The organism is Kitasatospora sp. SolWspMP-SS2h (genome assembly GCF_003259315.1).
Lineage (GTDB): Bacteria > Actinomycetota > Actinomycetes > Streptomycetales > Streptomycetaceae > Kitasatospora > Kitasatospora fiedleri.
Genome location: NZ_QLLT01000020.1, coordinates 65,887 through 90,945 on the forward strand (window position 1 = coordinate 65,887; position 25,059 = coordinate 90,945).

A 25,059-nucleotide genomic window follows, 5' to 3' on the forward strand; every position below is an offset into this window, starting at 1 on the left:
GCCCGCAGGCACTCTCAGTAGCCGAAGGCCCGCGCCGTGTTGGCGGCGATCGCCGTCGCCAACTCGTCCTCCGCCAGGGCCAGGTGGGCCGCCATCGCGCGCAGCGTGACCGGGATCAGGTAGGGGGCGTTGGGGCGGCCGCGGTAGGGGTGGGGGGTGAGGAAGGGGGCGTCGGTCTCGATCAGGACGCGGTCGAGGGGGGTGGCGGTGAGGGCCTCGCGCAGGGCGTGGTTGGCCTTGTAGGTGACGGGGCCGGCGAAGGAGAGGTACCAGCCGTGTTCGGCGCAGGTCTTGGCCATGGCGGCGTCGCCGGAGTAGCAGTGGAAGACGGTGCGCTCGGGGGCGCCCTCTTCGAGCAGCAGGGCGATGACGTCCTCGTGGGCGTCGCGGTCGTGGATGACCAGGGCCTTGCCGTGGCGCTTGGCGATCTCGATGTGCCGGCGGAAGGACTCCTTCTGCAGGTCGACGCCCTCGGGGCCGGTGCGGAAGTAGTCGAGTCCGGTCTCGCCGACGGCGAGGACCTGCGGGAGGGCGGCGAGGCGGTCGATCTCGGCGAGGGCCGCGTCGAGGGCGTCCTGCCCGCCGGGCCCGCGCCGCTGCCCGGACCAGCTGTCGGGGTCGCCGAGGAAGAGCCGGGGGGCTTCGTTGGGGTGCAGGGCGACGGCGGCGTGCACCTGCTCGTACCGGGCGGCGAGGTCGGCGGCCCACTGCGAGCCGGGCACGTCGCAGCCGACCTGGACGACAGTGGTGACGCCGACCGAGGCGGCCCGGGCCAGGCCCTCGGCAGGGGTGCCGGACTGCATGTCGAGGTGGGTGTGCGAGTCGGCGACGGGGACCGCGAGCGGCTCGGGGAGCGGCGGCGGGGTGCGGTCCTGTTCCTTCTTGCCGGCCATCAGGAGGCTGCCTTCTCTTCGAGTCGGGGGAACAGGATCTCGCCCTTAGTGACGGTGGCGCCGGCGGGCAGCCGGCCCCAGTCGGCGACGGTGGCGATCGGCTGGTCGGCGAGCGCGCCGAGCGCGGGCCCGGCGCCGAGCGAGTCCCAGAGCTTGGCGGCGGAGTCCGGCATCACCGGGTTGAGCAGGACGGCGGTGGCCCGCAGCGCCTCGGCGGCGGTGTACAGGACGGTGGCGAGCCGGTCCCGCCCGTCGGGGGACTTGGCGGCCTTCCAGGGTTCCTGTTCGGTGAGGTAGCCGTTGACCAGCTTGACGAACGCGAAGACGGCGGCGATGCCGCCCGCGAAGTCGAGTTCCTCGCCGATCTTCCGGTCGGCCTCGGCGGCGGCCTTCGCCAGCGCGTCGGCGACGGCCTGTTCGGCGGGGCCGTGCGCAGTGGCGGCGGGGAGCGCGCCGTCGAAGTACTTGCCGACCATCGCGGCGACCCGGGAGGCCAGGTTGCCGAAGTCGTTGGCGAGTTCGGAGGTGTAGCGGGCGGTGAAGTCCTCCCAGGAGAAGGACCCGTCGGTGCCGAACGGGATCGCCCGCAGGAAGTAGTAGCGGTAGGCGTCGACGCCGAAGTGCGAGGTCAGGTCGGTGGGCGCGATGCCGGTCAGGTTGGACTTGGACATCTTCTCGCCGCCGACCATCAGCCAGCCGTTGGCGACCACCCGGCGCGGCAGCGGCAGTCCGGCGGCCATCAGCATGGCGGGCCAGATGACGGCGTGGAAGCGCAGGATGTCCTTGCCGACCAGGTGCACGGAGGCGGGCCAGAGCCGGGCGAAGCGCTCGGGGTCGGCGCCGTACCCGGCCGCAGTGATGTAGTTCTGCAGGGCGTCGACCCAGACGTACAGGACGTGCTTGTCGTCCCAGGGCAGCGGGACGCCCCAGTCGAAGGTGGAGCGGGAGATCGACAGGTCCTTGAGGTCCTGCTCGACGAAGCGCAGCACCTCGTTGCGGGCGGCGGCGGGCTGGATGAAGTCCGGGTGGGCGGCGTAGAACTCCAGCAGCTTCGGGCCGTACGCGGAGAGCCGGAAGAAGTAGTTCTCCTCCTCCAGCCACTCGACCGGGCGCCGGTGGACGGGGCAGAGCTTCTCGTCCTCGGTGGCGCCGGGCAGCAGTTCGCCGGGGAGCTTGTACTCCTCGCAGCCGACGCAGTAGGGGCCGGTGTAGCTGCCCCGGTAGATCTCGCCCTTGTCGTGGAGGTCCTGGACGAACTCCTGGACGCGGTCGGTGTGCCGGGCCTGGGTGGTGCGGATGAAGTCGTCGTTGGCGATCCGCAGGTGCTCCCAGAGCGGCTTCCACTCCTCCTCGACCAGCCGGTCGCACCACTCCTGCGGGGTGGTGCCGTGGGCCTCGGCGGTGCGCAGGATCTTCTGGCCGTGCTCGTCGGTGCCGGTGAGGTACCAGACGTCCTCGCCGCGCTGGCGGTGCCAGCGGGTCAGCACGTCGCCCGCGACGGTGGTGTACGCGTGGCCCAGGTGGGGCCGGTCGTTCACGTAGTAGATCGGGGTGGTGACGTAGTACGCGCCGGTACCGGGGTGCTCTTCCAAGGCCGCCATGGCTCGGAATCCTAGTGGCCGCGCCGTCCCGGGCCGGACCGCCCCGGGCGGGGCGGCCGGGCGGAGGAGCGGCCGGGCGGGGCCGGGGTCAGCCGGTGCGGCGCAGCCAGGCGAGCCAGTGGCGGCGCGCCCGCAGCCGGGCGGGTTCGGGCGGGCCCTCCGGTTCGGCGGTGGGGGCGTAGCCGGGGCCGCGCCTGGTGACGGCGGCCATGTCGGCCACCCGTCCGGCCCGCATGATCCGGACCCGTTCGCCGCCGCAGCCCGGGCAGGCCAGCTCGCGCAGCGGGGAGGGGACCCGGACCCCGTTCGCCGTGTACTCGACGACGGTGCGGCCGTCGCGGGCCGTGTGGTGCTCGATGTCGTACGCCTGCTCCCAGCCGTAGCCGCAGTTGAGGCAGGCGAAGGAGTACGCCTCGTGGACCGTCCGCACGGGGGCGGGACGGCTGGTCGTGCCGAGGCCGCTGGGTGCTCCGCCGTTCCGGGGGCTGTCGATCGTGTCGCTCATGCGCCACCTCGCTTCGCTCGGAGCCCGTCGCCCGGCGCTGCCGCCGGGTGCGGGGTGTTCCATCCCAGGGAATGCCCGGGAGGCTCCGTCCGATGCCCGGCTTGCCAAGTCTTGGTCCCGAATTGGCCCTCCGCTGGGGTGCTCATTCCAACGTACGCGCGATTCCGGCCATCGCCATACAAAATGACCGGTGCCGGGCGGTCACGGGGCGTGCTTGGCCGCCACCACCGCGTCGAACACCACCGACTTGCGCAGTCCCAGCTCGGCCGCGACCGCCGCGATCGCCTCCTTGCGGCGCTCCCCGGCCTCCTCCCGGGCGGCCACCCGGCGGGCCAGCTCGGCCGGGCCGACCTCCTCCGGCGCGGCCGGCGGGGCACCGGCCACCACCACGGTGATCTCGCCCCGGACGCCGTCGGCGGCCCACGCGGCCAGTTCGGCCAGCGGGCCGCGCCGGACCTCCTCGTACGTCTTGGTCAGCTCCCGGCAGACCGCGGCCGGGCGGTCGGCGCCGAACGCCTGCGCCATCGCGGCCAGCGTCTCGGCGATCCGGTGCGGGGCCTCGAAGAACACCATGGTGCGCGGCTCGGCGGCGACCTGGGCGAGCTGCCGGGCGCGGTCGCCGGCCTTGCGCGGCAGGAAGCCCTCGAAGGTGAACCGGTCCACCGGCAGCGCGGAGAGCGCCAGCGCGGTCAGCACCGCGGACGGGCCGGGCACCGCGGTCACCCTGATCCCGGCCGCGACGGCGGCGTCCACCAGCCGGTAGCCGGGGTCGGAGACCGAGGGCATGCCCGCGTCGGTGACCAGCAGCACCCGGGCGCCGCCCTGCAGCGCGGCCACCAGCTCGGGCGTGCGGGCCACCTCGTTGCCCTCGAAGTACGAGAGCACCCGGCCCACCGGGGCGACGCCCAGGGCCTGGGTCAGCCGGCGCAGCCGCCGGGTGTCCTCGGCCGCGATGACGTCCGCCTCGGCGAGTTCGGCGCGCAGTCGGGGCGGCGCGTCCTCGACGTCGCCGATGGGGGTACCTGCCAGTACGAGAACACCAGTCACGGCACCATCCTCCCCTACCGGGGGACGGCTCGTGGCTGGTGAGCGCGCGACCGCCGGGGAGCGCGGGCCGAGTACCCCTTGTGCCCTCAGCCGTTGCCCCTACGATGTGGCCCGTGAACGGCGACATGGAGAGTGGTATGGACCACCCCGAGCGGGGCGGCGTGACCGTGCTGGAACCGGCCGACCCGGCCGCCGTTCCGGCACCGCGCGCGGAGCCCGAACCGACCTCCCGATGGGCCCGCGCGCTGTCCGGCGTCGGCTACCGGGCACCCCGGCGCCCCGGCGCGGCCGAGCAGCTGGTGCCGCCGATGCCGGACGGCCCGGGCGTCACCCCGGCGCGCGTTGCGCCCTCCCCGGTGCTGGTCCGGCTCGGCGTCCGGCTGCCCGACCCGCTCTGGTCCTGGCTGTGCCGGTGGGCCGGCTGGCTCGGGCCGCTGGCCGTCGCGCTGTTCGCCGGGGTGCTGCGCTTCACGAACCTCGGCACCCCGCACGCGCTGATCTTCGACGAGACGTACTACGCCAAGGACGCGTACGCGCTCTGGCACCTCGGCTACGAGAGCAACTGGCCCGACGACGCCAACGCGCTGATCACCGCGCCCAACGCGGTCGTCCCGCCGATCGACCAGGCCCAGGCCGCGTTCGTGGTGCACCCGCCGGTCGGCAAGTGGATCATCGGCCTGGGCGAGCAGCTCTTCGGCATGAGCCCGTACGGCTGGCGGTTCATGGTGGCCGTGGTCGGCACCCTGTCGGTGCTGATGCTGGCCCGGATCGCCCGCCGGATGTTCCGCTCCACCCTGCTGGGCTGCGTGGCCGGCCTGCTGCTGGCCGTCGACGGCCTGCACTTCGTGCTCAGCCGCACCGCCATCCTCGACCTGCTGGTGATGTTCTGGTTCCTGGCCGCGTTCGGCCTGCTGCTGGTCGACCGGGACCGCACCCGGGCCCGGATCGCCGAGCGGATCGACCGCGGCCTGGCCGCCGACTGGTGGCACCTCGGCTGGCGCCCGTACCGGCTGGCCGCGGGCGTCTGCCTGGGCCTGATGACGGGCACCAAGTGGAGCGGCGCCCCGGCGATCCTCGCCCTGGTGCTGCTGGCCGCGTTCTGGGACTCCTCCGCCCGCCGCCTGGCGGACGTACGCCGCTCCCCCGGCGGACTGCCGCTCCCGGCCCGCCAGGCGTGGGACTTCTGCTGGTCCGGCCTGAGCCTCGGCCTGACCGCCGCCGTCACCTACCTGGCCAGCTGGAGCGGCTGGATCGCCTCCTCCGCCGAGCCGGGCAAGGGTGGCTACCTGCGCGACTGGGCCGCCCAGCACCCCGGCGGCTCCTGGAGCTGGATGCCGGACTGGGCCCGCAGCCTGTGGCACTACCACCACGAGATCTGGCACTTCAACGTCAACCTGACCAGCCCGCACACCTACCAGTCCAACCCGTGGAGCTGGCTGCTGCTGGGCCGCCCGGTCTCCTTCTTCTACGAGTCCCCGAAGAACGGCCAGTCCGGCTGCACCACCACCGAGTGCGCCCGCGAGGTGCTCGCCCTCGGCACCCCGCTGCTCTGGTGGGCCGGCATCGTCGCGCTGGCCTACTGCCTGTACCGCTGGGCGCTGCGCCGCGACTGGCGGGCCGGGGCGATCCTGTGCGCGCTGGCCGCCGGCTACCTGCCCTGGTTCAACTACCAGGCCCGGACGATCTTCCTCTTCTACGCGGTCTGCTTCGTCCCGTTCCTGGTGCTCGCGGTGACCATGATGATCGGCGCGATGCTGGGCCGGGCCGACGCCTCGCCCGACCGCCGGCTCGCCGGGGCCACCGGCGCCGGGCTGCTGGTCGTCGCCGTCATGTGGAACTTCCTGTACTTCTACCCGATCTACACCGGGCAGACGATCCCGATGGACGACTGGCGGGCCCGGATGTGGCTCGACACCTGGATCTGACCGACCCGCCCGAACGGCCACGACACCTGCACACGTGTACCGGAACTGTCACAAACCAGCGCCGTGTCGTGAGTGCACGGAGCAGGTCGGCCTATGGTGTCGTGGCCGCTGAACTCCGACGGCCACGACACTCCATGGGGGACACGACGTGAACAAGGGCGCGAAGATCGGCGTCTCGGTGGTCGCAGCGGCGGTACTCGTCGGCGGCGGGTACGGGGCCTACGCCCTGGTCTCCGGCGACTCCGGCGGGGCCGGGGCGAAGAAGCCGCGCACCGTGGTCGCCGAGCCCCCCAGCCAGGAGCTCGCCGCGTCCGGCGCCAAGGCGTTCCTGGACGCCTGGGCCAAGGGCGACCTGTTCGGCGCCGCCAAGCTCACCGACGACCCGGACAAGGCGCAGGCCGCGCTGCAGTCCTTCCAGGACGGCGTGAAGCCCAGCGCCGTCCACCTCACCGTCGGCGGCCCCACCACCGCGCCCAGCCCCGCCGCGTCCAAGTCCGCGAGCGCCGCCGCGTCCGCCCCGGCGTCCGCCCCGGCCGCCACCGGGAGCCCCGCGCCCACCGGCGTGCTGGAGAGCTTCAAGGCGTCGCTGGAGTTCGCCGAGAGCGGCACCCCCTGGAACTACGACGGCGTGCTCGGCGTGGTCAAGATGAGCGACGGCACCGCCGCCGTGCACTGGGCGCCCGGCGTCATCCACCCCAAGCTGGACGCCGGCGAGACCATCTCCGTCAAGCCGCTCTACGCCGCCCCGTCCGCCGTCACCGACCGCAAGGGCAAGCCGCTCACCGGCTACGCCTCGCTCACCGGCCTGCTCAACCAGCTGCGGGCCGCGGCCCCGCAGGGCGGCGACCCGACGGACGCGGGCAGCGGGGTGGTCATCTCCCCGAGCGCCCCCGGCGGCACGGCGAGCGGCGCTCCGAGCGGCGCGGCGACCGGCACCCCGGGCGGCACGGCCGGCGGCAGCGGCTCGGGCGGCACGGAGAAGCTGTTCACCATCAAGGAGCCCAAGCCCGTCCCGAACCTCAAGCTCACCATCGACGCCGGTCTCCAGGCCGCCGCCGAGCAGGAGGTCGCCGCCACCGGCAAGCCCTCCTCGCTGGTCGCCGTCGAGCCCAGCAGCGGCAACATCCTGGCCTACGCCTTCTCCCCCTCGACCGGCCAGAACCGCGCCTTCTCCGGCGCGACCGCGCCCGGCTCGACCATGAAGGTGATCACCTCCGCGGCCCTGCTGGAGGCGGGCGTCACCCCCACCTCCCCGATGCCCTGCCCGGAGACCACCATGGTCACCGGCAAGTCCATCACCAACGACGAGCCCGGCGCGCACCCCGAGTACACGCTCACCGACGCGTTCATCCACTCCTGCAACACCTCCTTCATCGAGAAGGGCAAGGACGCCCTCAAGCCGGGCAGCCTGCCCGCGATCGCCAAGGACGTCTTCGGGCTCGGCCTGGTCTGGAAGACCGGCCTGTCGAACTTCGACACCGACATCCCGACCGAGGGCAACATGGCGGGCGCGGCGAGCGAGTTCATCGGCCAGGGCCGGGTGCGCACCAACCCGCTCGGCATGGCGTCGGTGGCCGCGACCGTGCAGTCCGGGGTGTTCCGCCAGCCGATCCTGATCCCCGGCACGGACCAGGTGAAGGCCGCCCGCAACCTCGCCCCCGGGGTCCTGGACAGCCTGCGGTCGCTGATGGTGCAGACCGTCCGGGCCGGCACCGCCGCCGAGGTCAAGCCGGCGCTGCCGGCCGGTTCCGGCGCGAAGACCGGCACCGCCGAGGTGGACAACAGCCCCGACGCGAACTCCTGGTTCACCGCCTACTCGGGCGACCTGGCGGTGGCCGCGGAGGTCCAGGGCGGCGGCCACGGCGCGACCGCGGCCGGTCCGGCGGTCTCCAAGGTCCTGCGGGTCGGCAACAGCAAGTAGCGGAGCGGACGGAACGGCGGAAGGGCCCCCGCGGGGGCCCTTCCCGCGTGTCGGGGCCGGGTCCCGCCGGGGGTCAGTCCCGCGCCAGCCGGGAGTGCTTGGCGCTGTAGCCGAAGTAGAGCACCGCGGCGAGGGCGAGGACGACCGCGAAGGCCAGGAAGGTGTCGGCGTGCAGCTTGGTGATGAGGTAGACGCAGAACGCGGCGCTGAGCAGCGGGGTGACGGGGTAGAGCGGGACCTTGAAGCCGCGCGGCAGGTCGGGGCGGGTGCGGCGCAGCACGATGATGCCGAGCGAGACCGCGGTGAAGGCGACCAGGGTGCCCATCGAGGTCATGTCGGCCAGCAGCTTGAGCGGGAAGACCGCGGCGAGGACCGCGACCGCGGCGCCGACCACCAGGGTGTTCCAGACGGGGGTGCCGGTGCGGGCGGAGACCCGGGTGAAGGGGGCCGGGAGGAGCCCGTCGCGGCCCATCGCGTACAGGATGCGGGTCTGGCCGTAGACCACCACCAGGGTGATCGAGAAGATCGAGACGATCGCGCCGGCCGCGAACACCAGGGCGGGCCAGGTGTGGCCGGTGACGTCCTGCAGGATCTGGGCCAGGCCGGCCTCCTGGCCGTCGAACAGCTGCCAGGGCTGGGCGCCGATCGCGGTGACGGCGACGGCGAGGTAGAGGGTGGTGACGACGACCAGCGAGATCAGGATGGCGAGCGGGAGGGTGCGCCGCGGGTCGCGGACCTCCTCGCCGGCGGTGGAGACGGCGTCGAGGCCGATGAAGGAGAAGAAGATGGTGGAGGCGGCGGTCTGGACGCCGTCCCAGCCGTTGGGGGCGAACGGGGTGAAGTTGCCGGCGGTGAAGCCGGTCAGGGCGACGGCCACGAAGAGCACCAGGATGGCCAGCTTGACGGTCACCATGACGGCGTTGACCTTGGCGGACTCGCCGACGCCGCGGATCAGCAGGACGGTGACCAGCAGCACCAGGACGACCGCGGGGAGGTTGAAGACGCCGCCGGCGCCGGGCGGGGCGGTGAGCGCGGTGGGCAGGTGGAGGTCGAAGGCCAGGTCGGAGAACTGGTTGAGGTACTGGCCCCAGGTGACGGCGATCGCGGAGGCGGAGACGCCGTACTCCATCAGCAGGCAGACGCCGACCCCGAAGGCGACCAGCTCGCCCATGGTGGCGTAGGCGTACGAGTAGGAGGAGCCGGCGACCGGGATGGCGGAGGCGAGTTCGGCGTAGCAGAGCGCGGTGAGGCCGGCGGTGACGGCGGCGATCACGAAGGAGAGGACGACGGCGGGGCCGGCCTCGGGCACCGAGGTGGTCAGGACGAAGAAGATGCCGGTGCCGACGGTGGCGCCGATGCCGATCGCCGAGAGCTGCCACAGGCCGATGGAGCGGCGCAGGTGTCCGGTTCCGGTGCCGCCGGCTTCGGCGATCAGGATGTCCACGGGCTTGCGCCGCAACAGGCGGGTGGTGCTCATCGGTGTCCTTCTGGTGGGGAATCAGACCGGGACAGTACCAAATGGTGTTTTTCTGATGTTTGGACCCGGCCGGCGGTCGAGCCCGGTCGGCGGTTCAGCACGGTCAGCGGTTCAGCACGGCCTGCATGACGGAGCGGGCGATGGGGGCGGCGAGCCCGCCGCCGGTGACGTCGTCGGCCTGGCTGTCGGCGATGACCACGGCGACGGCGACCGGCGGGACGGCGGTGGAGCCGGCCGGGCGGGCCCAGGCGATGAACCAGGCGTACGGGGTGCCGGAGTTGTCGACGCCGTGCTGGGCGGTGCCGGTCTTGCCGCCGACCTCGGCGCCGGGGATGCGGGCGTTGCGGCCGGTGCCGTTCTCGACCACGTCGACCATCAGCTGCCGCAGCTGCTGGGCGACCGAGGAGCCGAACGCCTGGTGGTAGAGGGCGGGGCGCATCAGCTGGACCTGGCTGCCGTCGGCCTTGGTCAGCCGGTCCACGAGCTGGGGGTACATCACCTGGCCGTCGTCGGCGGCCCCGGCGGCGACCATCGCCATCACCAGCGGGGTGGCGGCAGTGTCGTACTGGCCGATCGAGGAGAGCGCCAGCTGGGAGGCGTTCATGTCGGCGTCGAAGTTGGAGCGGGCGGCGCGCACGGGGGTGTCGAGCCGGCCGTCGTTGAAGCCGAAGTTCTTCGCCATGGCGGTCATCCGGTCGAGGCCGGTCCGCACGCCGAGGTAGCCCATGACGCTGTTGCAGGACAGCGTCACCGCCTCGTCCAGGGAGAGCCCGGCCCGGTCGCAGGCGCCGGTGTCGTTGTTGAGCGGGGTGGTGGTGCCGGGCAGGACGTACGGGTAGGGGGCGTCGGTGGGCGCGTCGATGTCGGTGACCGTGCCGTTGGCCAGCGCGGCGGCGGCGGTGACCACCTTGAAGGTGGAGCCGGGCGGGTAGATCTGGCGCAGCGCCCGGTTGAGCATCGGCTGGTCGGGGTCGTCCTGGAGCTTCTTCCAGGCGGCCTGGTCGGCGGCGGAGGTGCCGGCGAAGCTGCCGGGGTCGTAGCTGGGGGCAGAGGCGAGGGCGAGGATCCGGCCGGTGGCGGGTTCGATCGCGGCGACGGCGCCCTGCTGGTTGCCCAGGCCCTGCGTGGCGGCGCGCTGGGCGGCCGGGTCGATGGTGGTGACCACGTCGCCGCCGGGCTGCTGGTGCCGGGTGATCGCGTCCCAGACCGCCCAGCCGGCCAGCCGGGGGTCGGTGCCGGAGAGCAGGTCGTCGTAGACGCCCTCCAGCTGGGTGTTGCCGTAGGTCTGCGAGGAGTAGCCGGTGACGGCGGCGTACAGCGGGCCGTCGGAGTAGGTGCGCCGGTACGCGTAGCGGCTGCCGGTGGGGGCGGAGCCGGTGACGGGCTGCCCGGCCACCAGCAGGTTGCCGCGGGGCTGGGCGTAGCGCTGGATGGTGGCGCGCTGGTTGGCGTCGTTGTGGTCCAGGCCCTGCTTCTGGAACACCTGGACCCGGGTGGCCTGGACGGCGAGGGCGACGATCAGCAGCATGCAGAAGGTGCCGGCCCGGCGGCCGGTGGTGGAGATGCCGGGCAGGCCCTGCGGTCCGCCGTTGGTGCCCGCGGGGCGGGGCGGCCTCACGCGTCCTCCTCGGGGACGGGCCGCCGGGCGAGGTCGCTCATCCGCACCAGCAGCGCCACGATGATCCAGTTGGTGACCACGGACGAGCCGCCCTGGGCGATGAACGGCAGTGTCATGCCGGTCAGCGGGATCAGGTCGAGGACCCCGCCGGCCACCACGAACACCTGGATCGCCACCAGCGCGGCCAGGCCGATCGCGAGCAGCCGCCCGAACGGGTCGCGCAGCGCGATGCCGGTCCGGAAGCCCCGGGCCACCAGCAGGGCGTACAGCAGGAACACCGCGAACAGGCCGGTCAGGCCGAGCTCCTCGCCGACGGTGGCGAGGATGAAGTCGGACTTGGTGGCGAAGCCGATCAGCGCGGAGTGGCCCAGGCCCAGGCCGGTGCCGAGCTGGCCGCCCCAGGCGAACGCGAACAGCGACTGGGCGATCTGGTTGGCGCCCCGCCCGGCCGCGATCGAGGCCAGCGGGTGCAGCCACTCGGTGACCCGGCCGTGCACGTGCGGGGAGAGCCAGCCGACGCCGACCGCGGCCAGCGCGGACAGCAGCAGGCCGATCACGATCCAGCCGGTGCGGGCGGTGGCCACGTACAGCATCACCACGAACAGGCCGAAGAACAGCAGCGAGGTGCCGAGGTCGGTCTCCAGGACCAGCACGCCGACGAACGCGGCCCAGATCAGCAGCACCGGTCCGAGCACCCGGCCCAGCGGCAGCCGGAACCAGAGCACCTTGCGGCCGGTCAGCGCCAGCGCGTCCCGGTGCGCGGCCAGGTAGGCGGCGAAGAAGACCGCCAGCAGGACCTTGGCGAACTCGCCGGGCTGGAAGGAGAACGGGCCCAGCGTGATCCAGATCCGCGAGCCGTACACCGGCGGGAAGAACACCGGCAGCACCAGCAGGACGAGGGCGACGAACGCGCCGACGTACGCGTAGCGCTGGAGCCGGCGGTGGTCGCGCAGCAGGAGCAGCACCGCGGTGAACAGGCCCACCCCGAGGGTGGACCAGAGCAGTTGGGTGGGGGCGGCGGCGCTGCCGGGGTTGCGGTCCAGCCGGTAGATGACGACCAGTCCGAGGCCGTTCAGCAGCACCGCGATCGGCAGCAGCAGCGGATCCGCCCAGCGGGCGCGCCAGCGCACCGCGGCGTGCGCGAGCAGGGCGAGCACGCCGAGCGCGCCGCCGTACTGGGCGGCGTCCGGCGGGGCCTGGCCGTCGAGGTTGACGCCGACCTCGACGTAGCCGAACACCGCGAGGCCCACCGCGGCCAGCACCAGCACCAGTTCGGTCCACCGCCCGGACCCGGCCCGCGGCACCCGGGGCGCCCGGGCCGCCCGGGTCGCGGAGTCAGTCGCCACCGCCAGCCGTCCTCGCCAGCTCGTAGGGGCACGGACGGCGGGGCACCGGGCGGCGGGCGCCCGGCACCCCGCCGGAGGGGGGCCGTCCGGGGGTCAGAGCGCCGACGCGGGGTACGCCGCCTTGGCGATCTCCCGCAGGTGCTCCTCCTCCTCGTGGCTGAGCGAGGTCTGGATCAGCTCGCCGCCGAACTGCGCGACCGCCGGGATGACCTTGTCCTGCGTCGCCGAGCGGACCAGCGCGAAGACCGCGGCCTTGCCCGGGTCCAGCTTCTCGCCGACCCGCCGCATGAAGTCGTCGTCCACGCCGGTGTCGGTGGAGGCGCCGACCGCCGCGCCGGTCGCGCCGCCGATCGCCGCGCCGAGGAACGGCATGAAGAACAGCAGCCCGATCACGCCGCCCCACAGCGCGCCGGAGGCCGCGCCGAGCCCGGTGTTGGAGACCGCCTGGTGCAGCTTGATCTTCCCGTCCTCACGGCGCTCGACCACCACGACGTCCTCCAGGTCGATCAGCTTCTGCTTCTGCAGCCCGACCAGTTCGTCCCTGACCTTCTGCGCGGTGGGGACATCCGGGTAGGCGATCGCGAACAGGTTGCTCACGGCGGGCTTCCTTCCGACTGGCGTTGGGCACGTCTCCCGCACCTTAGCCAGGGGCGGCGGCATTTGGACCGATCCGGTGCGGTGTGTCCGCTTCCGGCGGGCCGCCGCCGGTCCCGGCGCGCCCGACCCCGCACCCGTCGCCGCGCCCGTCGCCGCGCCCGTCGCCGCCGCCGCGCCGACGGCGTCCCCCGGCCCCGGCCGGACGCGCCGTCAGGTGCTCTCCCCGCCCGCCCCGCCCGCCCGTTCGGGACGGGCGCCGCCCACCACCCGCGTTGGGCGATTCGAACTGACGGTCCCTAGGATGCGGCGGGTGATCACCACTCCCACACCACGACGGACGGCCCGCGCGGCCGCCCTGTTCGGGGCCCTGACGATAGTCGTCGGCACCGTGCTGGGCGGCTTCCCCGCGCACGCCGACGAGCCCGGGGCCCCGCCCGCCGCGACCGAACCGCCCAAGGTCGACCTGGTCCTGGACGGCTCGGGGTCGATGCGCACCGCCGACATCCAGGGCAAGAGCCGGATGGCGGTCGCCCAGCAGTCGATCGACGAGGTCATCGACGCGCTGCCGGACGAGACCGAGTTCGGCATCCGCACCCTGGGCGCGACCTACCCGGGCAATGACCAGAAGGAGGGGTGCAAGGACACCCGGCAGCTCTACCCGGTCGGGAAGACGAACAAGGTGGAGGCCAAGACCGCCGTCGCCACCGTCCGCCCCACCGGCTGGACCCCGATCGGGATCGCGCTGCGCGCCGCCGCGCAGGACCTGGGGACCGGGCCGACCACCCGCCGGATCGTGCTGATCACCGACGGCGAGGACACCTGCGCCCCGCCGGACCCGTGCGACGTGGCCCGCGAACTGGCCAGCCAGGGCATCCACCTGGTGGTGGACACCCTGGGCCTGGCGCACGACGACAAGACCCGGCAGCAGCTGATCTGCATCGCCAACGCGACCGGCGGCACCTTCACCGACGTCCGCACCCAGGAGCAGCTGACCGAGCGCGTCAAGCAGCTGGTCAACCGCGCCCAGGACACCCACACCATCGCCCCGGCGCAGGTGGCGGGCGCCGAGAAGTGCGCGGACGCCCCGGTCCTGACCCCCGGCGTGTACACCGACCGGGAGAAGTTCTCCGAGCACCGGGTGTACCGGGTGCCGGTGAAGGCGGGCGAGGAGCTGCGCGCCTCGGTGAGCGTGACCCCGGACCGGGCGGTCGTCCGGGACTACGGGGTGCTGCTCCAGGCCACCGACAGCGGCGGCCAGGAGCTGGTGCGCGGCAGCGACGCCGGTTCGGGCCGCACCGACGTGGCCTCGACCGGCGTGCGCTGGTCCGCCACCGGGGACGGTCCGGCCTCGGCCTCGGCCTCCCCGTCGAAGGGCGCCGGCGCCGGGTCGGACGTCCGGACGGTCTGCCTGGTGGTCAGCAACTCGTTCGCCGCGCAGGCGGGCGTGCAGGCCGACCCGGGCCTGCCGCTGGAGCTGACGGTGGACGTCGCCGCCGCCTCCCCGGCCCCGGACGGCCCCGCGATGGGCCTGGGCCGCGGCTGGATCCTGCTCGGTGTCCTGACCCTGGCCGGCCTGCTCGCCGGTCTGATCCTCGGCTGGCTGGCACGCTGGCGGATCGCCGTCTGGCGGGAGAACTGACGATGCGCACGCTCCGCACCGCCGCAGCCTCGGCCGCCGCGTTCACCGGCCTGCTCCTGCTGGCCCCGGCGACGGCCTCGGCCGCGTCCCCGTCCGCCGCGGCCTCGCCGTCGGCCTCCGCTTCCGCCTCCGCCTCCGCCTCCGGTGGGGCGAAGCCGGTGCTGCACTCGGTCGGCACCAGCTTCCTGACCGCGACCACGCTGGCCTCCGGCCAGGACGCGGACGTCCCGGTCTCCACCGGCGACTACCTGTACTGGGCGTTCCCGGCCGCCGAGGGCCAGACCGCGACCGTCCAGGTCACCGTCACCCTGCCGGACGCCGCGGACCGGCACGGCCCGCAGACCTGGACGCTCGAACTCTTCGACGGCCTGCGCCGCCGGCAGTCCTGCACCGCGGGGCCGCAGGAGGGCACCGGCGAGCAGGGCGCCACCACCCTGGCGCTGAGCTGCGCGCTGCGGCAGATCCGGTCCTGGGCCGAGCCCTGGTCCGGGGACCCGCTGCCCGGGACGTACTACGTCCGGCTGTCCACCACGGACATCCCGCAGACCGACCTCGGCCTGGCCGCCACCGTCCACGTGCACGTCGCCACCAGGGGCGGCGCGGACGACGCCCAGCCCGAGGGCGGCTCGCTCAAGGCCCCGCTGGTGCCGCCGGTGAACGCCGGCGCGACGGCCGCCGCGGCGGCGGCCACCCCGGCGCCGAGCGCGAGCGCGACGTACGCGGCCGCGCCCGCGCCCGCGGCGGAGGAGTCCCACTGGTACTCGGACCTCTTCTCCGGCTGGAACACCCGCTGGTGGTGGACCGTCGCGGGCGGCGTGCTGGCCGCCCTGGCCGGGGTCCTCGGCTACACCCTCACCCGGCACCCGCGCGGGCACCGGCACCGCCCGCACCACCCGGCTCCGGCCCCGGCCCCGGTGCCGCACCAGGCGCCGCCGGGGCAGCCGCGGCAGGACAACTGGCAGTAGGACGGCCCGAGTCGGACCGGTAGGGGCGCGGGGAACCACACGAGCGGCTGGTTCCCCGCGCCCCTCGCTCCGCCCGCGCCCCTACCGGCCGATGGTCTCCAGGATGCGCATCGCCGACGTCCCCAGGTCCGCCGGGACGGCCGTCTTCGGGGCGAAGTGCCGCCGCAGCGCGTCCTCGGTGTAGCGGTCGCACTCGCGGTGCCAGTGCAGGACGGCGGCCATCCAGTCCTCCAGCTCGCGGACGTACCCGTCGAGGGCCTGCGCGGCCTCGCCCTCGATCGCGAAGTCCTGCTTGAGGATCGGGAGTTCGCCCTTGACCACGTGCGCGAACTGGCTCAGCCGGGAGGCCATCAGGTCGGCCACGATGTCGACCGCGACGGGGTGGTCGCAGGAGAAGAAGTTCTCCACCACCCGGACCAGGTTGTGGAACTCGCCCTCGTACTCGACCTCCTTCCGGTACGAGTGCAGGTCGTTGACCAGGCAGGCGTAGTCCGCCGCGGAGTTCTCGATCGCGCGCATGGTGCCGCCGGCGTACACCTCCTCGGGGATCACCTCGCCGCGGCCGAGCCGGGACAGGCTCATCGTCAGGTCGGAGCCGAAGGTGGCGCGGCGCATCTCGATGTAGTCGACCGGGTCGGGGACGCGGTTCTGCGCGCCGTTGGCGAGTTCCCAGAGCCAGCTGTCGAGCATGTCCCCGACGGCCTTGCGGAACTTGGCCCGGGCGCGCTGCGAGAACGGGGCGCTGGTGCGCTGCCAGAGGTCGGCCAGGCCGGCCTCCAGCGCGTTGCGCGGGGGGAACGGGAGGCTGCCGTCGAGCGTCATCAGCGCGTGCAGCCGCTCGTTGGCGGCCTTCGCGCCGGCCAGGTCGCGCGGGCGGCCGAAGACGGCGGGGTAGTAGTCGTCGGCGTAGGTGCCCCAGGTCAGCCAGGCGGAGGAGAGGTCGAGCTCGGCGGGGGTGCCGTCGGGGTCGATGCCGGCGGCGCACAGCGCGAAGTCGTAGTCGCGGAGCTTGCGTTCGTCCCAGATGTCGGAGGCCGGGACGCCGGGCTCCGGGTCGAGCAGGCCGAACTCGCGGGCCCAGTCGACCACGTACGCGCGGGAGGCGTCCAGGTGCGGGTTGAGGCCGAGCGGGTACGGCATCGGGAAGTCGGGCAGCGGGGACGGCCCGGACGTCCGGTGCGGGGCGTGGACGAAGCTGCGCAGGCCGCGGATGCCCGCCGCGAGGCGGATGTTGGCCGCGGAGGTGCCCAGGCCCCGGGGGCCGGGCACCGGGGCGGCCGCGCCGCCGCCGTTCATGTAGCGGCTGGAGCGCAGGTGCCACTCGTGGCCGCCGGACTGCCAGTCCTGCATGCCCTTGACGTAGGCCAGGACGCGGGCGGCCTCCTCCGGGCCCAGCGCGTGCTCGGCGAAGAGCGGGGCGAGTTCGGTGAGCGCGGTGTTCTCGAACTGCTGGAGCCGGGAGGTCAGCAGGTCGTTGACCGCGTCCGCGGCCTCCTGGGTGGAGCAGCCGAGGAAGGTCTCCAGCACCAGGACGCCGTTGGACAGCTCGCCCTCCTCGCCGATCTCGCGCTCGTACGAGAACAGGTCGTTGCGCAGGTGCACGCCGTCCGAGAAGGCGTCCCGCAGGATGCGCAGCGGGCGGGAGTGCGCCACCGCCTCGGGCACCTCGGCCCCCGCCGCGTACTCGATCAGCCCGGCCGACCAGGGCGCGCCGCCGACCTTGCGGCGCATCTCGATGTACTCGACCGGGTTGGAGACCCGGCCCTCGTTGATGTTCGACAGCTCCCAGAGCGACTCGTTCAGCAGGTTCCTGGTCGACTCGGCGAACCGGGCCCGCCAGTCGGCCGACATGTGCGGGACGGTCCGCTGCCACAGGTCGGCCAGACCGGCCTCGACCGGGTTGGCCGCCTCCGGGTAGCCGTCCGCGAGGTCCATCGGCATGAAGGCGGGCAGCCGGTCCAGGTACGCCTTGCCGCCCGCGCGGTCCAGGGTGCGCTTGAAGGTCTCCAGGAAGTGGTCGTCGAAGAAGAACACCCAGGTGTACCAGTCGGTGACGAGGTCCAGCGCCCCGCCGTCGCAGTCGGGGTGGGTGTAGGAGCAGAGCAGCGCGTAGTCGTGCGAGTCGAGGTCGTGCTCCTCCCAGACGCCCGAGCCCTCCAGCATGCCGAAGCGGCGCGCCCACTCCTTGGTGTGGACCCGCGCCTGCTCGTAGTGCGGGTTGATCCTGGCCGGGTACGGCACGTAGAAGTCCGGCAGTTCGAACGGCTGAGCCACTGGGTCCCGCCCCTGGGTGTGCGTCTGATGGGGTGCCGTCGAGGGAGACCGGCACGCTGCCTAACGAGCCCGCGGGCCCGCGGTCACCGGTACCCCGCTGGGCCACCCGGATTCCGCAATCCACCCGTACGGATGAAACCCGGGCGCGCCGCCGTGACGGCCGGTGCCGCCCGGCCCCGGGCGCCCCGCGCGGTGCCCGCGTGGTCCCCGTCCCGCGGCACCCCGTAGAGTCCTGTCGGTCCGCGCCCCCTTCCGACCTGTGGGAACCCGTGCTCGCCGATCCCCCGCTCGCCCGACCCGGTCCCGACGGGCCCGCGGCTGCGCGCGGGCGCGAACCGTTCTTCGACCACGTGAAGCTGCTGGCGACGGTGCTGGTGGTCTGCGGGCACTTCTGGGAGCCGCTGGCGCGGGTGCCGGGGCACCGGGTGCTGCACGCCGCGTACCTGCTGGTGTACGCGTTCCACATGCCGGTGTTCGTGTTCGTGTCCGGCTGGTTCTCCCGCTCCTTCACCGCCCGCCCGGACCAGCTCGGCCGGCTGCTGAGCGGCGTGCTGGCCCCGTACCTGCTGTGGACCACCCTGCTGGGAGCGTACACGGCATGGCTGGACGGGGGGCGGTTCGCGCTGGACCTGCTCACCCCGGTCTGGGTGACCTGGTTCCTGCTGTCGCTGTTCCTGTGGCGGCTGAGCGCCCCGCTCTGGCACCGGCTGCGGGCCCCGCTGACCACCGCCGTCGCCGTCTCGCTGCTGGCGGGGGCGCTGCCGCTGACCCCGCAGCTGTCGATCGGCCGGACCCTGCAACTGCTGCCGTTCTTCGTCGCCGGGCTGACCCTGGACCGCGACCGGGTGCTCGCGCTGCGCGGCAACCGGCGGCTGCGGGCCGCCGCGCCCCCGGTGTTCGCGGCGGCGGCGCTGCTCGCGTACTGGCTGGTGCCGCGGCTGGACGCGGCCTGGTTCTACCGCAGCGCCGGCGCGGCGGGCCTGCACGCGGGACTGCCCCGCTGGCTGGCGCTGTCGCTGGCGGTCAACCTCGCGGGGGCGGTCCTGGGCGTGCTGTTCCTGGCCCTGGTGCCGGTCCGGGCCGGCTGGTACAGCGGGCTCGGCGCGGCCAGCACGGCGGCGTTCCTGGTGCACCCCTTCGTCCAGCTGGCCCTGGTCCGCGCGGGCGGCTACCGCGGGGGCCTCCTCACCTCGGCGGCCGGACAGGCGGCCCTGACCCTCGCCGCCGCCGCGCTGGCCCTCCTGCTGTGCACCCCGCCGGTCACCCGGCTGCTGCGCCCGCTGCTGACGCCCCGGCTGCGGCTGCTGCTGCGGGACTGAGCGGCGGCGGCCGGGCGTCGGCTGTGCGGCGGCTGTGTGGCGGCCGACCGCCGGCCGTACGGCGGCCGGGTGTTCGAGCCGACTATGATCCCCGGGAACTGCCGCCCGGCCGGGCCCGACGACGAACGACGGCGCGCGGGGAGCGGGCGGAACACCGGGGGGGTAGGGATGTCCGCTGTCCGCGCCTGGCACCGCAGGCCGCTGACCTGGGTGCTGATCGCGCTGCTCGTCCTGGGCGGCGGCCTGGTCGGCGCCCGCCGGGCCTGGGGCGGCTGCTGGCCGCTGCACCCGCACGACGCCCGCGCCTACCGGCAGTACGACTGCGCCAACCTCGGCGGCCCGCGCAACCTGCCCACCCTGCTGCGCTACTACGACGTCACCCTCCCCGGGGGCGTCACCGGGGTCCGCTACTACAGCGACGACAACTCGGCCGCCGGCCCGGACGTCCTCTTCCTGCGCTTCACCGCCCCGCCCGCCACCGCCACCGCCTACCTCGCCGCCCTGCGCGCCACCGCCGTCACCACCGACCCGGACACCGCCCTGCACGACACCGACGTCCTGCGCCGCCGCGACCACGTCGACTGGGACTTCCCGCCCGGCCTCGCCCACCAGGTCCTCACCTTCGGCCCGTCCCCCGCCGGCACCGCCGTCACGACCCCCGACGGCGACGCCACCACCGTCCGCCTGACCGTCCTGAAGCCCTGACCCCCCGCCGGCCCCGGCCGCCGTCCGGTCTGTCGTGACGGCCTGTCAGACTCCCGGCATGAAGGACACGGGGATGAACGCCTACCAGCGGATGGCCGAGCGGTTGCACGAGTTCGGCCTGACCACCCGCGCGCTGGCGGACGAGACGATCGAGGACGCCGCCGACTGGCCGGAGCTCCCGCCGGAGCGGCGGGAACGGGACCTGATCGCGGTGGCGGCCCTCTGCGAGGCGGTGGTCCAGGCCCACAGCGACGACGTGGACTTCGCGGAGGACGCCTACCGCGCGATCTTCCGGACGGCCGGGCGGCTGTCCGGCGGCGCGGTGACCGTCACCGACGTGGAGCTGGTCGGCGACGAGGACTCCCTCCGGGACCTGCGCTTCAAGGTCAACGGCGTGCCGAAGTGCTGGCCGATCGACCAGGAGTCGGACGACTACCTCGACCTGGCCGCCATCGCGGAGGGCATCGACGACCTCGCCCCGGGCGGCGGCGACCCCCGGGTCTTCCACCTCCTCCCGGGCGTGCGCCGCCACGACGACGACCACTACCTGCTGGCCACCCCGGAGCAGGCGGCCGCGCTGCACGCGGAGTTCGGCCTGCGGATCGAGGTCCGCGGCCCGGACGGCGAACTGCTCGGCGAGACCCCGCCGCGACGCCGGTAGCCCCCGCCCCGGTGGCGGCCGCCGACGGCGAACAGCGGGACTGCGGACCGGGGCTCGGACAGCCGTGGTGACGTCCGCGCGAACAAGCCCGCGGAAAGCAGAAATCCCGCCCGGTTTCCCGGGCGGGATTTCTGTTGGTGGAGCTGAGGGGATTCGAACCCCTGACCCCCTCGATGCGAACGAGGTGCGCTACCGGACTGCGCCACAGCCCCAACAAGAAAGAACTCTATCACCTCCGCGGAGGTCCTCGTGACCATGGTCGACGCGGTCCGGCGGCGGGGTGGCGGGGGACGCGAACGCCCCGGCGCGGGGGGAGCGTTGCGGCCGGGGCGGGGGCGGGCGGGGCTGCTACTCGTTGGCGGCGCGGGGGCGGGTGGCCCAGTCCGCGGCGGCGGGGGGCTGGGCGGGGTCGCCGCCGTACTGGTCGTAGAGCGGGGTGGCCGGGCGGCCGGAGTCCCAGGTGCCGGGGGCGGAGAGGTCGAGGCCGCGGGTGGTGCGGGGGGCCACGGGGGCGGTGACGTAGGTGGGGAGGGGGACGGGGACGGGCTCCCAGGAGTCCGGTCCGGCGGCGGCCCGGGAGCGGACGCCGTCGGCCCACTCCTCGTGCTCGGTGGCCTCGGCCAGGACGGTGGCCCGGGTGGTGCCCGGGTCCGCGGCGGCGGCCGGTTCGGCGGCGGGCGCGGAGCGGTCCGCGGCGGGGGCGGCCGGGCGGGCGGTCCGCTCGCGTTCGCGCTCGCGCAGCCGCTCGGCGGCCTGCGCGGCCCGGCCGCGGTCGAACTTGACCTCGTAGCGCTGCCGCTCCAGTCGGCGCAGGTGGCCGATGTAGAGGGTGAGCAGCACGCCGGGGACGGCGGGCACCCAGAGGAAGGCGAAGCCGGCCACCCCGGCGACCACGGCGCCCAGCGCGAAGGCCAGGAACAGCATGGTGACCATCCGCCGCCGGCGGGCGAGCAGCCGGGCCCGCCGCTCGGCGGAGCGCCGGTCGCCGTGCTCGCGCTCCCGCTCGGCGCGGCCCTCGGCGGACTTCGCCGCCGCGAGGGGGTCGGCCGCCGGTTCGGCGGCCGGTCCGGCCGCGGGCCCGGCGACCCGGGTGGGCACGTCGGCGGGATCGGGCGCGGGGCCGGACTCGCGCCCGGAGGCGGGATCGGGATCGGGGGCGGGATCGGCGAGGGCCCCGTCCGGGTCCTGCCCGGCGGGGTGCTGCTGGTCGGCGGTCTGGTCGCCGAGGACCCGGGCCGCGCGCCGCTCCATGGCCGATCGACCGGCCAGCAGGCGGATCGCGGTACTGAAGCGTTCCGTCGGACGCGACTCGTTGAGCTCGTCCTGCCTGCGGAGCCACATCGGCACCAGATAGGCAGCCCAGGCCCCTACGATGACCGCGTAGATAAGGCCGCTACTGCTCACGTTTCACACGGTACGGGCGCGGGCGAAGGCACTGCAGCAATTTGGCGCGGCGTGTCGTGTGATCAAGCTGATTCTCAGACTATTTTGCCGGTATTTGTGGCGGCTCGCCCCGGCCCCGATGCCATATCGATATCAATTTCGAACAAGTATTCAATTATCCTGCGGCGGCCGGTTCCTGAGGGCGTGCCAGCGCCGCAGCAGCCCGTCGGCGGCCTCCTCGGCGGTGAGCGCGTACACCAGGTGGTCGCGCCAGTCGCCGTCGATGTGCAGGTAGCGCGGGCGCACCCCCTCCTCGCGGAAGCCGAGCTTCTCCACCACCCGGCGGCTGGGCCGGTTCTCCGGGCGGATGCAGACCTCGACCCGGTGCAGGCCCAGGTCGCGGAAGCAGTGGTCGACGGCGAGCGCGACGGCGGTGGGCACGATGCCGCGTCCGGCGACCGCCTCGTCCACCCAGTAGCCGACGTTGGCCGAGCACATCGAGCCCCAGGTGATCCCGCCGACCGTCAACTGGCCGACCAGACGGCCCTGGTGGAGCAGCACGAAGGGCAGCATCCGGCCCGCCGCGGCCTCGGACCGCAGGTAGCGGACCATCTGCCGGTAGGTGGGCCGGGGCAGCGGGGCCCGGCCGGGCGGGGCGGGCGGGACGGTGGCCTCCCAGCGGCGCAGCCAGTCCCGGTTGCGCCGGCTGACCTCCTGCCACTCGGCCTGGTCGCGGCGGCGGATGGGCCGCAGCAGGACGTCCCCCTCGGCCAGTTCGACGGGCCAGCCGGCGTTCAGTGGGCGCTCCCGGAGGGATCGGTGGGTCGCGGGTGGTCGCCGCCGGCCAGCTGGTCGACGGCGTGCGGCAGCAGCGGGGCGAGCACGGCCAGGCCGTCGCGGACGCCGCCGGTGGAGCCGGGCAGGTTGACGATCAGGGTGCGTCCGGCCAGGCCCGCCAGGCCGCGGGAGAGCGCCGCGGTGGGCACCTTGTCCCGGCCCTGCGCGCGGATCGCCTCGGGGATGCCGGGGATCGGCCGGTCGAGCACCCGGGCGGTCATCTCGGGCGTGAGGTCCTGCGGGGAGATGCCGGTGCCGCCGGTGGTGAGCACCACGTCGTACCCGGCGGCGACGGCCTCGCGCAGGGCGGCCTCGACCGGCTCCCCGTCCGGGACGACGACCGGCCCGTCGGCGGCGAAGCCCATCGCGCGCAGTCCGGCGACCAGCAGCGGGCCGCCCCGGTCCTCGTACACGCCGGCCGAGGCCCGGTTGGAGACGGTGACGGCGAGCGCCCTCACTTGGCGTCCTCCCGGTGCCAGTCGCCGCTCTTGCCGCCGGTCTTGCTGAGCACCCGGACGTCCTCGATGGCGGCGGCCTTGTCGACGGCCTTGACCATGTCGATGACGGTGAGCGCGGCGGTGGCGACGGCGGTGAGCGCCTCCATCTCGACGCCGGTGCGGTCGGCGGTGCGGACGGTGGCGGTGATCTCGACGGCGGTGTCGGTGACGGCGAGGTCGACGGTGGTGCCGGTGAGCGCGATCGGGTGGCAGAGCGGGATCAGCTCGGGCGTCCGCTTGGCGCCCATGATCCCGGCGATCCGGGCCACCGCGAGGGCGTCGCCCTTGGGGACGCCCTCGCCGCGCAGCAGCTCCACCACCCGGGGGGAGACCCGGACGCGGCCGGCCGCCACCGCGACCCGGGTGGTGGCGGCCTTCGCGGAGACGTCGACCATCCGGGCGGCGCCGGTGTGGTCGACGTGCGTGAGGCGGTCGCCGGGGGGTGTGTCGGTCACGAGTGGCTCCAGTGGCACGGTGCGAATCTCGCGCTACCGTACAGCCCCGTCCCGGTCAGTCCGTGAGAAGGACCACGTCGACGGCGCTCCCGGCGGGCAGCGCGGTGACGTCCTCGGGGACGGTGATCAGGCAGTCGGCCTTCGCCAGCGCCCCGACCAGGTGCGATCCCTCGCCGCCGACCGGGCCGACGGTGCCCGCCGCCGGGTCGTACCGGCCGCGCAGGAACTGCCGCCGCCCGGCCGGGGAGCGCAGCGCGGCGGTGGTCGCGGCGCGCACCACGGGGCGGTGCACGTCGGGGGCGCCGAGCATGGTGCGGATGACCGGGCGGACGAACAGCTCGAAGGAGATGTAGGCGCTGACCGGGTTGCCGGGCAGCGCGAGCAGCGGCACCCCGGCTCCCCCGCCGATCCGGCCGAAGCCCTGCGGCTTGCCGGGCTGCATCCGCAGCCTGCGGAAGTCGACGCCGCCGTAGTCCGCGAACACCTCCTTGACCACGTCGTACGCGCCGACCGAGACGCCGCCGCTGGTGACGATCAGGTCGGCCCGGCCTAGCTGGTCCTCCAGCACGGCGCGCAGCGTGTCCGCCTCGTCGGGGACGCCGCCGACCCGGAAGGCGACGGCGCCGGCGGCGATCGCGGCGGCGGTCAGGGTGAAGGAGTTGGAGTCGTGGATCCGGCCCGGGCCGGCGCTCTCGCCGGGCTGGACGAGTTCGCTGCCGGTGGAGAGCACGACCACCCGGGGGCGGGGCGCGACCCGGACGGTGCCGCGGCCGATCGCGGCGAGCAGGCCGAGCTGGGTGGGGCCGAGCACGGTGCCGGCCTCCAGCACGGTGTCGCCCGCGGTGACGTCGCTGCCCCGGCGGCGGATGTGCGCGCCCTCGGCGACCGGGCGCAGCACCCGGACCTCCTCGTCCGCGACGGGCGCGCCCATCGCGTCGGCGGCCTCCCCGGTGCCGGTGCCGCCGTCGGTCCACTCGACCGGGGCGACGGCCTCGGCGCCGGGCGGGACGGGGGCGCCGGTCATGATCCGGGCGGCCTGGCCGGGGCCGACCCTGGGCAGGTCGGCGGCACCGGCCGCGATGTCGCCGACCACGGCGAGCACCGACGGGTACGGCCCGGTGGCGCGCACGGTGTCGGCGGTGCGCAGCGCGTAGCCGTCCATCGAGCTGTTGTCGAAGGGCGGCAGGTCGTCGTCGGCCCGCACGTCCTCGGCGAGCCGGCAGCCCTGGGCGTCCAGCAGTTGCAGTTCGATGGGCGGCAGCGGGGCGACCGCGGCCAGGACGTCGGCGAGGTGCTCGTCGACGGTCCACAGCCGCGGCGCGGCCGGGGAGCCGGCCTCCGCGCAGCAGGGGTCGTGCTTCCCGGTCATCGCCTCACGCTCGCCTTCTACCGCC

General features: G+C 74.4%; 21 protein-coding genes and 1 tRNA gene. 7 read left to right on the forward strand and 15 right to left on the reverse strand.

What is annotated here, in order from left to right:
* Window positions 1-14: 14 nt before the first annotated feature.
* From K353_RS24140 to rsmI, 4 genes are all read right to left on the reverse strand, one after another.
* Window positions 15-893: a TatD family hydrolase gene (locus tag K353_RS24140; RefSeq protein ID WP_111555651.1), complete on the reverse strand. Its 879-nt coding sequence runs from the start codon at window positions 891-893 to the stop codon at window positions 15-17.
* Window positions 893-2,494, reverse strand: a complete 1,602-nt coding sequence (gene metG, locus K353_RS24145; protein WP_111555652.1) for a methionine--tRNA ligase — start codon at window positions 2,492-2,494, stop codon at window positions 893-895. Before metG ends, K353_RS24140 begins: the two co-directional genes overlap by 1 nt.
* Window positions 2,495-2,582: 88 nt before the next feature.
* Entirely contained in the window at window positions 2,583-2,999 is a 417-nt protein-coding gene (locus tag K353_RS24150) for a hypothetical protein (RefSeq protein ID WP_111555653.1), read from the reverse strand.
* A 201-nt stretch (window positions 3,000-3,200) separates the two neighbouring features.
* A complete protein-coding gene (gene rsmI / locus K353_RS24155; protein ID WP_111555654.1) occupies window positions 3,201-4,046 on the reverse strand; it encodes a 16S rRNA (cytidine(1402)-2'-O)-methyltransferase in 846 nt (281 codons plus the stop codon).
* A gap of 137 nt (window positions 4,047-4,183) precedes the next feature.
* Between rsmI and K353_RS24160 the strand changes: the two genes are divergently transcribed.
* Both K353_RS24160 and K353_RS24165 read left to right on the forward strand, forming a co-directional pair.
* Window positions 4,184-5,971, forward strand: a complete 1,788-nt coding sequence (locus tag K353_RS24160) for a dolichyl-phosphate-mannose--protein mannosyltransferase (protein ID WP_111555655.1) — start codon at window positions 4,184-4,186, stop codon at window positions 5,969-5,971.
* Between the two features lie 148 nt (window positions 5,972-6,119).
* Window positions 6,120-7,892, forward strand: a complete 1,773-nt coding sequence (locus K353_RS24165; RefSeq protein WP_111555656.1) for a penicillin-binding transpeptidase domain-containing protein — start codon at window positions 6,120-6,122, stop codon at window positions 7,890-7,892.
* Between the two features lie 73 nt (window positions 7,893-7,965).
* On the opposite strand, the gene K353_RS24170 is transcribed toward K353_RS24165, so the two are convergent.
* The 4 genes from K353_RS24170 to K353_RS24185 all read right to left on the reverse strand — a co-directional run bounded on the left by K353_RS24170 (window position 7,966) and on the right by K353_RS24185 (window position 12,930).
* Window positions 7,966-9,369 (reverse strand): APC family permease, encoded by a 1,404-nt coding sequence (locus K353_RS24170; protein ID WP_111555657.1) that lies wholly within the window; start codon window positions 9,367-9,369, stop codon window positions 7,966-7,968.
* Window positions 9,370-9,472: 103 nt separating this feature from the next.
* Window positions 9,473-10,897 (reverse strand): penicillin-binding transpeptidase domain-containing protein, encoded by a 1,425-nt coding sequence (locus tag K353_RS24175; protein WP_111555715.1) that lies wholly within the window; start codon window positions 10,895-10,897, stop codon window positions 9,473-9,475.
* An 86-nt stretch (window positions 10,898-10,983) separates the two neighbouring features.
* Complete coding sequence (locus K353_RS24180; RefSeq protein WP_111555658.1) at window positions 10,984-12,333, reverse strand: FtsW/RodA/SpoVE family cell cycle protein; 1,350 nt, start codon at window positions 12,331-12,333, stop codon at window positions 10,984-10,986.
* Window positions 12,334-12,426: 93 nt separating this feature from the next.
* Window positions 12,427-12,930, reverse strand: coding sequence for a DUF1269 domain-containing protein (locus tag K353_RS24185; RefSeq protein ID WP_111555659.1), 504 nt, complete (start codon window positions 12,928-12,930; stop codon window positions 12,427-12,429).
* 301 nt (window positions 12,931-13,231) lie between these two features.
* Here K353_RS24185 and K353_RS24195 point away from each other — a divergent pair, with 301 nt between their 5' ends.
* Both K353_RS24195 and K353_RS24200 read left to right on the forward strand, forming a co-directional pair.
* Window positions 13,232-14,569 (forward strand): VWA domain-containing protein, encoded by a 1,338-nt coding sequence (locus tag K353_RS24195; RefSeq protein WP_199528228.1) that lies wholly within the window; start codon window positions 13,232-13,234, stop codon window positions 14,567-14,569.
* A gap of 2 nt (window positions 14,570-14,571) precedes the next feature.
* Complete coding sequence (locus tag K353_RS24200) at window positions 14,572-15,534, forward strand: peptidase (RefSeq protein WP_233533797.1); 963 nt, start codon at window positions 14,572-14,574, stop codon at window positions 15,532-15,534.
* Between the two features lie 81 nt (window positions 15,535-15,615).
* On the opposite strand, the gene K353_RS24205 is transcribed toward K353_RS24200, so the two are convergent.
* Window positions 15,616-17,808 carry a terpene synthase family protein gene (locus K353_RS24205; protein WP_111555661.1) on the reverse strand — a complete coding sequence of 731 codons (2,193 nt, stop codon included), beginning with the start codon at window positions 17,806-17,808 and terminating at the stop codon, window positions 15,616-15,618.
* A gap of 269 nt (window positions 17,809-18,077) precedes the next feature.
* Here K353_RS24205 and K353_RS24210 point away from each other — a divergent pair, with 269 nt between their 5' ends.
* The 3 genes from K353_RS24210 (at window position 18,078) to K353_RS24220 (ending at window position 20,493) form a co-directional block, all read left to right on the forward strand.
* Window positions 18,078-19,127, forward strand: coding sequence for an acyltransferase family protein (locus K353_RS24210; protein WP_158585478.1), 1,050 nt, complete (start codon window positions 18,078-18,080; stop codon window positions 19,125-19,127).
* 168 nt (window positions 19,128-19,295) lie between these two features.
* A complete protein-coding gene (locus K353_RS24215) occupies window positions 19,296-19,832 on the forward strand; it encodes a hypothetical protein (RefSeq protein ID WP_111555663.1) in 537 nt (178 codons plus the stop codon).
* 58 nt (window positions 19,833-19,890) lie between these two features.
* Entirely contained in the window at window positions 19,891-20,493 is a 603-nt protein-coding gene (locus K353_RS24220) for a hypothetical protein (protein ID WP_146616556.1), read from the forward strand.
* Between the two features lie 135 nt (window positions 20,494-20,628).
* On the opposite strand, the gene K353_RS24225 is transcribed toward K353_RS24220, so the two are convergent.
* From K353_RS24225 to glp, 6 genes are all read right to left on the reverse strand, one after another.
* A tRNA-Ala gene (locus K353_RS24225) sits at window positions 20,629-20,705 on the reverse strand.
* 136 nt (window positions 20,706-20,841) lie between these two features.
* A complete protein-coding gene (glpR, locus tag K353_RS24230; RefSeq protein ID WP_146616557.1) occupies window positions 20,842-21,897 on the reverse strand; it encodes a gephyrin-like molybdotransferase receptor GlpR in 1,056 nt (351 codons plus the stop codon).
* A 150-nt stretch (window positions 21,898-22,047) separates the two neighbouring features.
* On the reverse strand, window positions 22,048-22,674 hold the full coding sequence (locus K353_RS24235) for a GNAT family N-acetyltransferase (protein ID WP_111555666.1): 627 nt from the start codon (window positions 22,672-22,674) through the stop codon (window positions 22,048-22,050).
* Entirely contained in the window at window positions 22,671-23,171 is a 501-nt protein-coding gene (locus K353_RS24240; RefSeq protein WP_111555667.1) for a molybdenum cofactor biosynthesis protein B, read from the reverse strand. Before K353_RS24240 ends, K353_RS24235 begins: the two co-directional genes overlap by 4 nt.
* Entirely contained in the window at window positions 23,168-23,605 is a 438-nt protein-coding gene (gene moaC / locus K353_RS24245; RefSeq protein ID WP_233533806.1) for a cyclic pyranopterin monophosphate synthase MoaC, read from the reverse strand. The genes K353_RS24240 and moaC overlap by 4 nt, the downstream gene beginning before the upstream one ends.
* 115 nt (window positions 23,606-23,720) lie before the next feature.
* Window positions 23,721-25,034 carry a gephyrin-like molybdotransferase Glp gene (gene glp, locus K353_RS24250; protein WP_111555668.1) on the reverse strand — a complete coding sequence of 438 codons (1,314 nt, stop codon included), beginning with the start codon at window positions 25,032-25,034 and terminating at the stop codon, window positions 23,721-23,723.
* Window positions 25,035-25,059 lie beyond the last annotated feature (25 nt).

What these genes read in the sequence shown, in the direction of transcription:
- K353_RS24160 (WP_111555655.1), top strand. Translation starts at nt 4,184, where the DNA reads ATGGACCACCCCGAGCGGGGCGGCGTGACCGTGCTGGAACCGGCCGAC.
- K353_RS24200 (WP_233533797.1), top strand. Translation starts at nt 14,572, where the DNA reads ATGCGCACGCTCCGCACCGCCGCAGCCTCGGCCGCCGCGTTCACCGGC.
- metG (WP_111555652.1), bottom strand. Translation starts at nt 2,494, where the DNA reads ATGGCGGCCTTGGAAGAGCACCCCGGTACCGGCGCGTACTACGTCACC.
- glp (WP_111555668.1), bottom strand. Translation starts at nt 25,034, where the DNA reads ATGACCGGGAAGCACGACCCCTGCTGCGCGGAGGCCGGCTCCCCGGCC.
- K353_RS24195 (WP_199528228.1), top strand. Translation starts at nt 13,232, where the DNA reads ATGCGGCGGGTGATCACCACTCCCACACCACGACGGACGGCCCGCGCG.
- K353_RS24170 (WP_111555657.1), bottom strand. Translation starts at nt 9,369, where the DNA reads ATGAGCACCACCCGCCTGTTGCGGCGCAAGCCCGTGGACATCCTGATC.
- K353_RS24150 (WP_111555653.1), bottom strand. Translation starts at nt 2,999, where the DNA reads ATGAGCGACACGATCGACAGCCCCCGGAACGGCGGAGCACCCAGCGGC.
- K353_RS24220 (WP_146616556.1), top strand. Translation starts at nt 19,891, where the DNA reads ATGAAGGACACGGGGATGAACGCCTACCAGCGGATGGCCGAGCGGTTG.
- K353_RS24140 (WP_111555651.1), bottom strand. Translation starts at nt 893, where the DNA reads ATGGCCGGCAAGAAGGAACAGGACCGCACCCCGCCGCCGCTCCCCGAG.
- K353_RS24175 (WP_111555715.1), bottom strand. Translation starts at nt 10,897, where the DNA reads ATGCTGCTGATCGTCGCCCTCGCCGTCCAGGCCACCCGGGTCCAGGTG.
- K353_RS24215 (WP_111555663.1), top strand. Translation starts at nt 19,296, where the DNA reads ATGTCCGCTGTCCGCGCCTGGCACCGCAGGCCGCTGACCTGGGTGCTG.
- moaC (WP_233533806.1), bottom strand. Translation starts at nt 23,605, where the DNA reads ATGGTCGACGTCTCCGCGAAGGCCGCCACCACCCGGGTCGCGGTGGCG.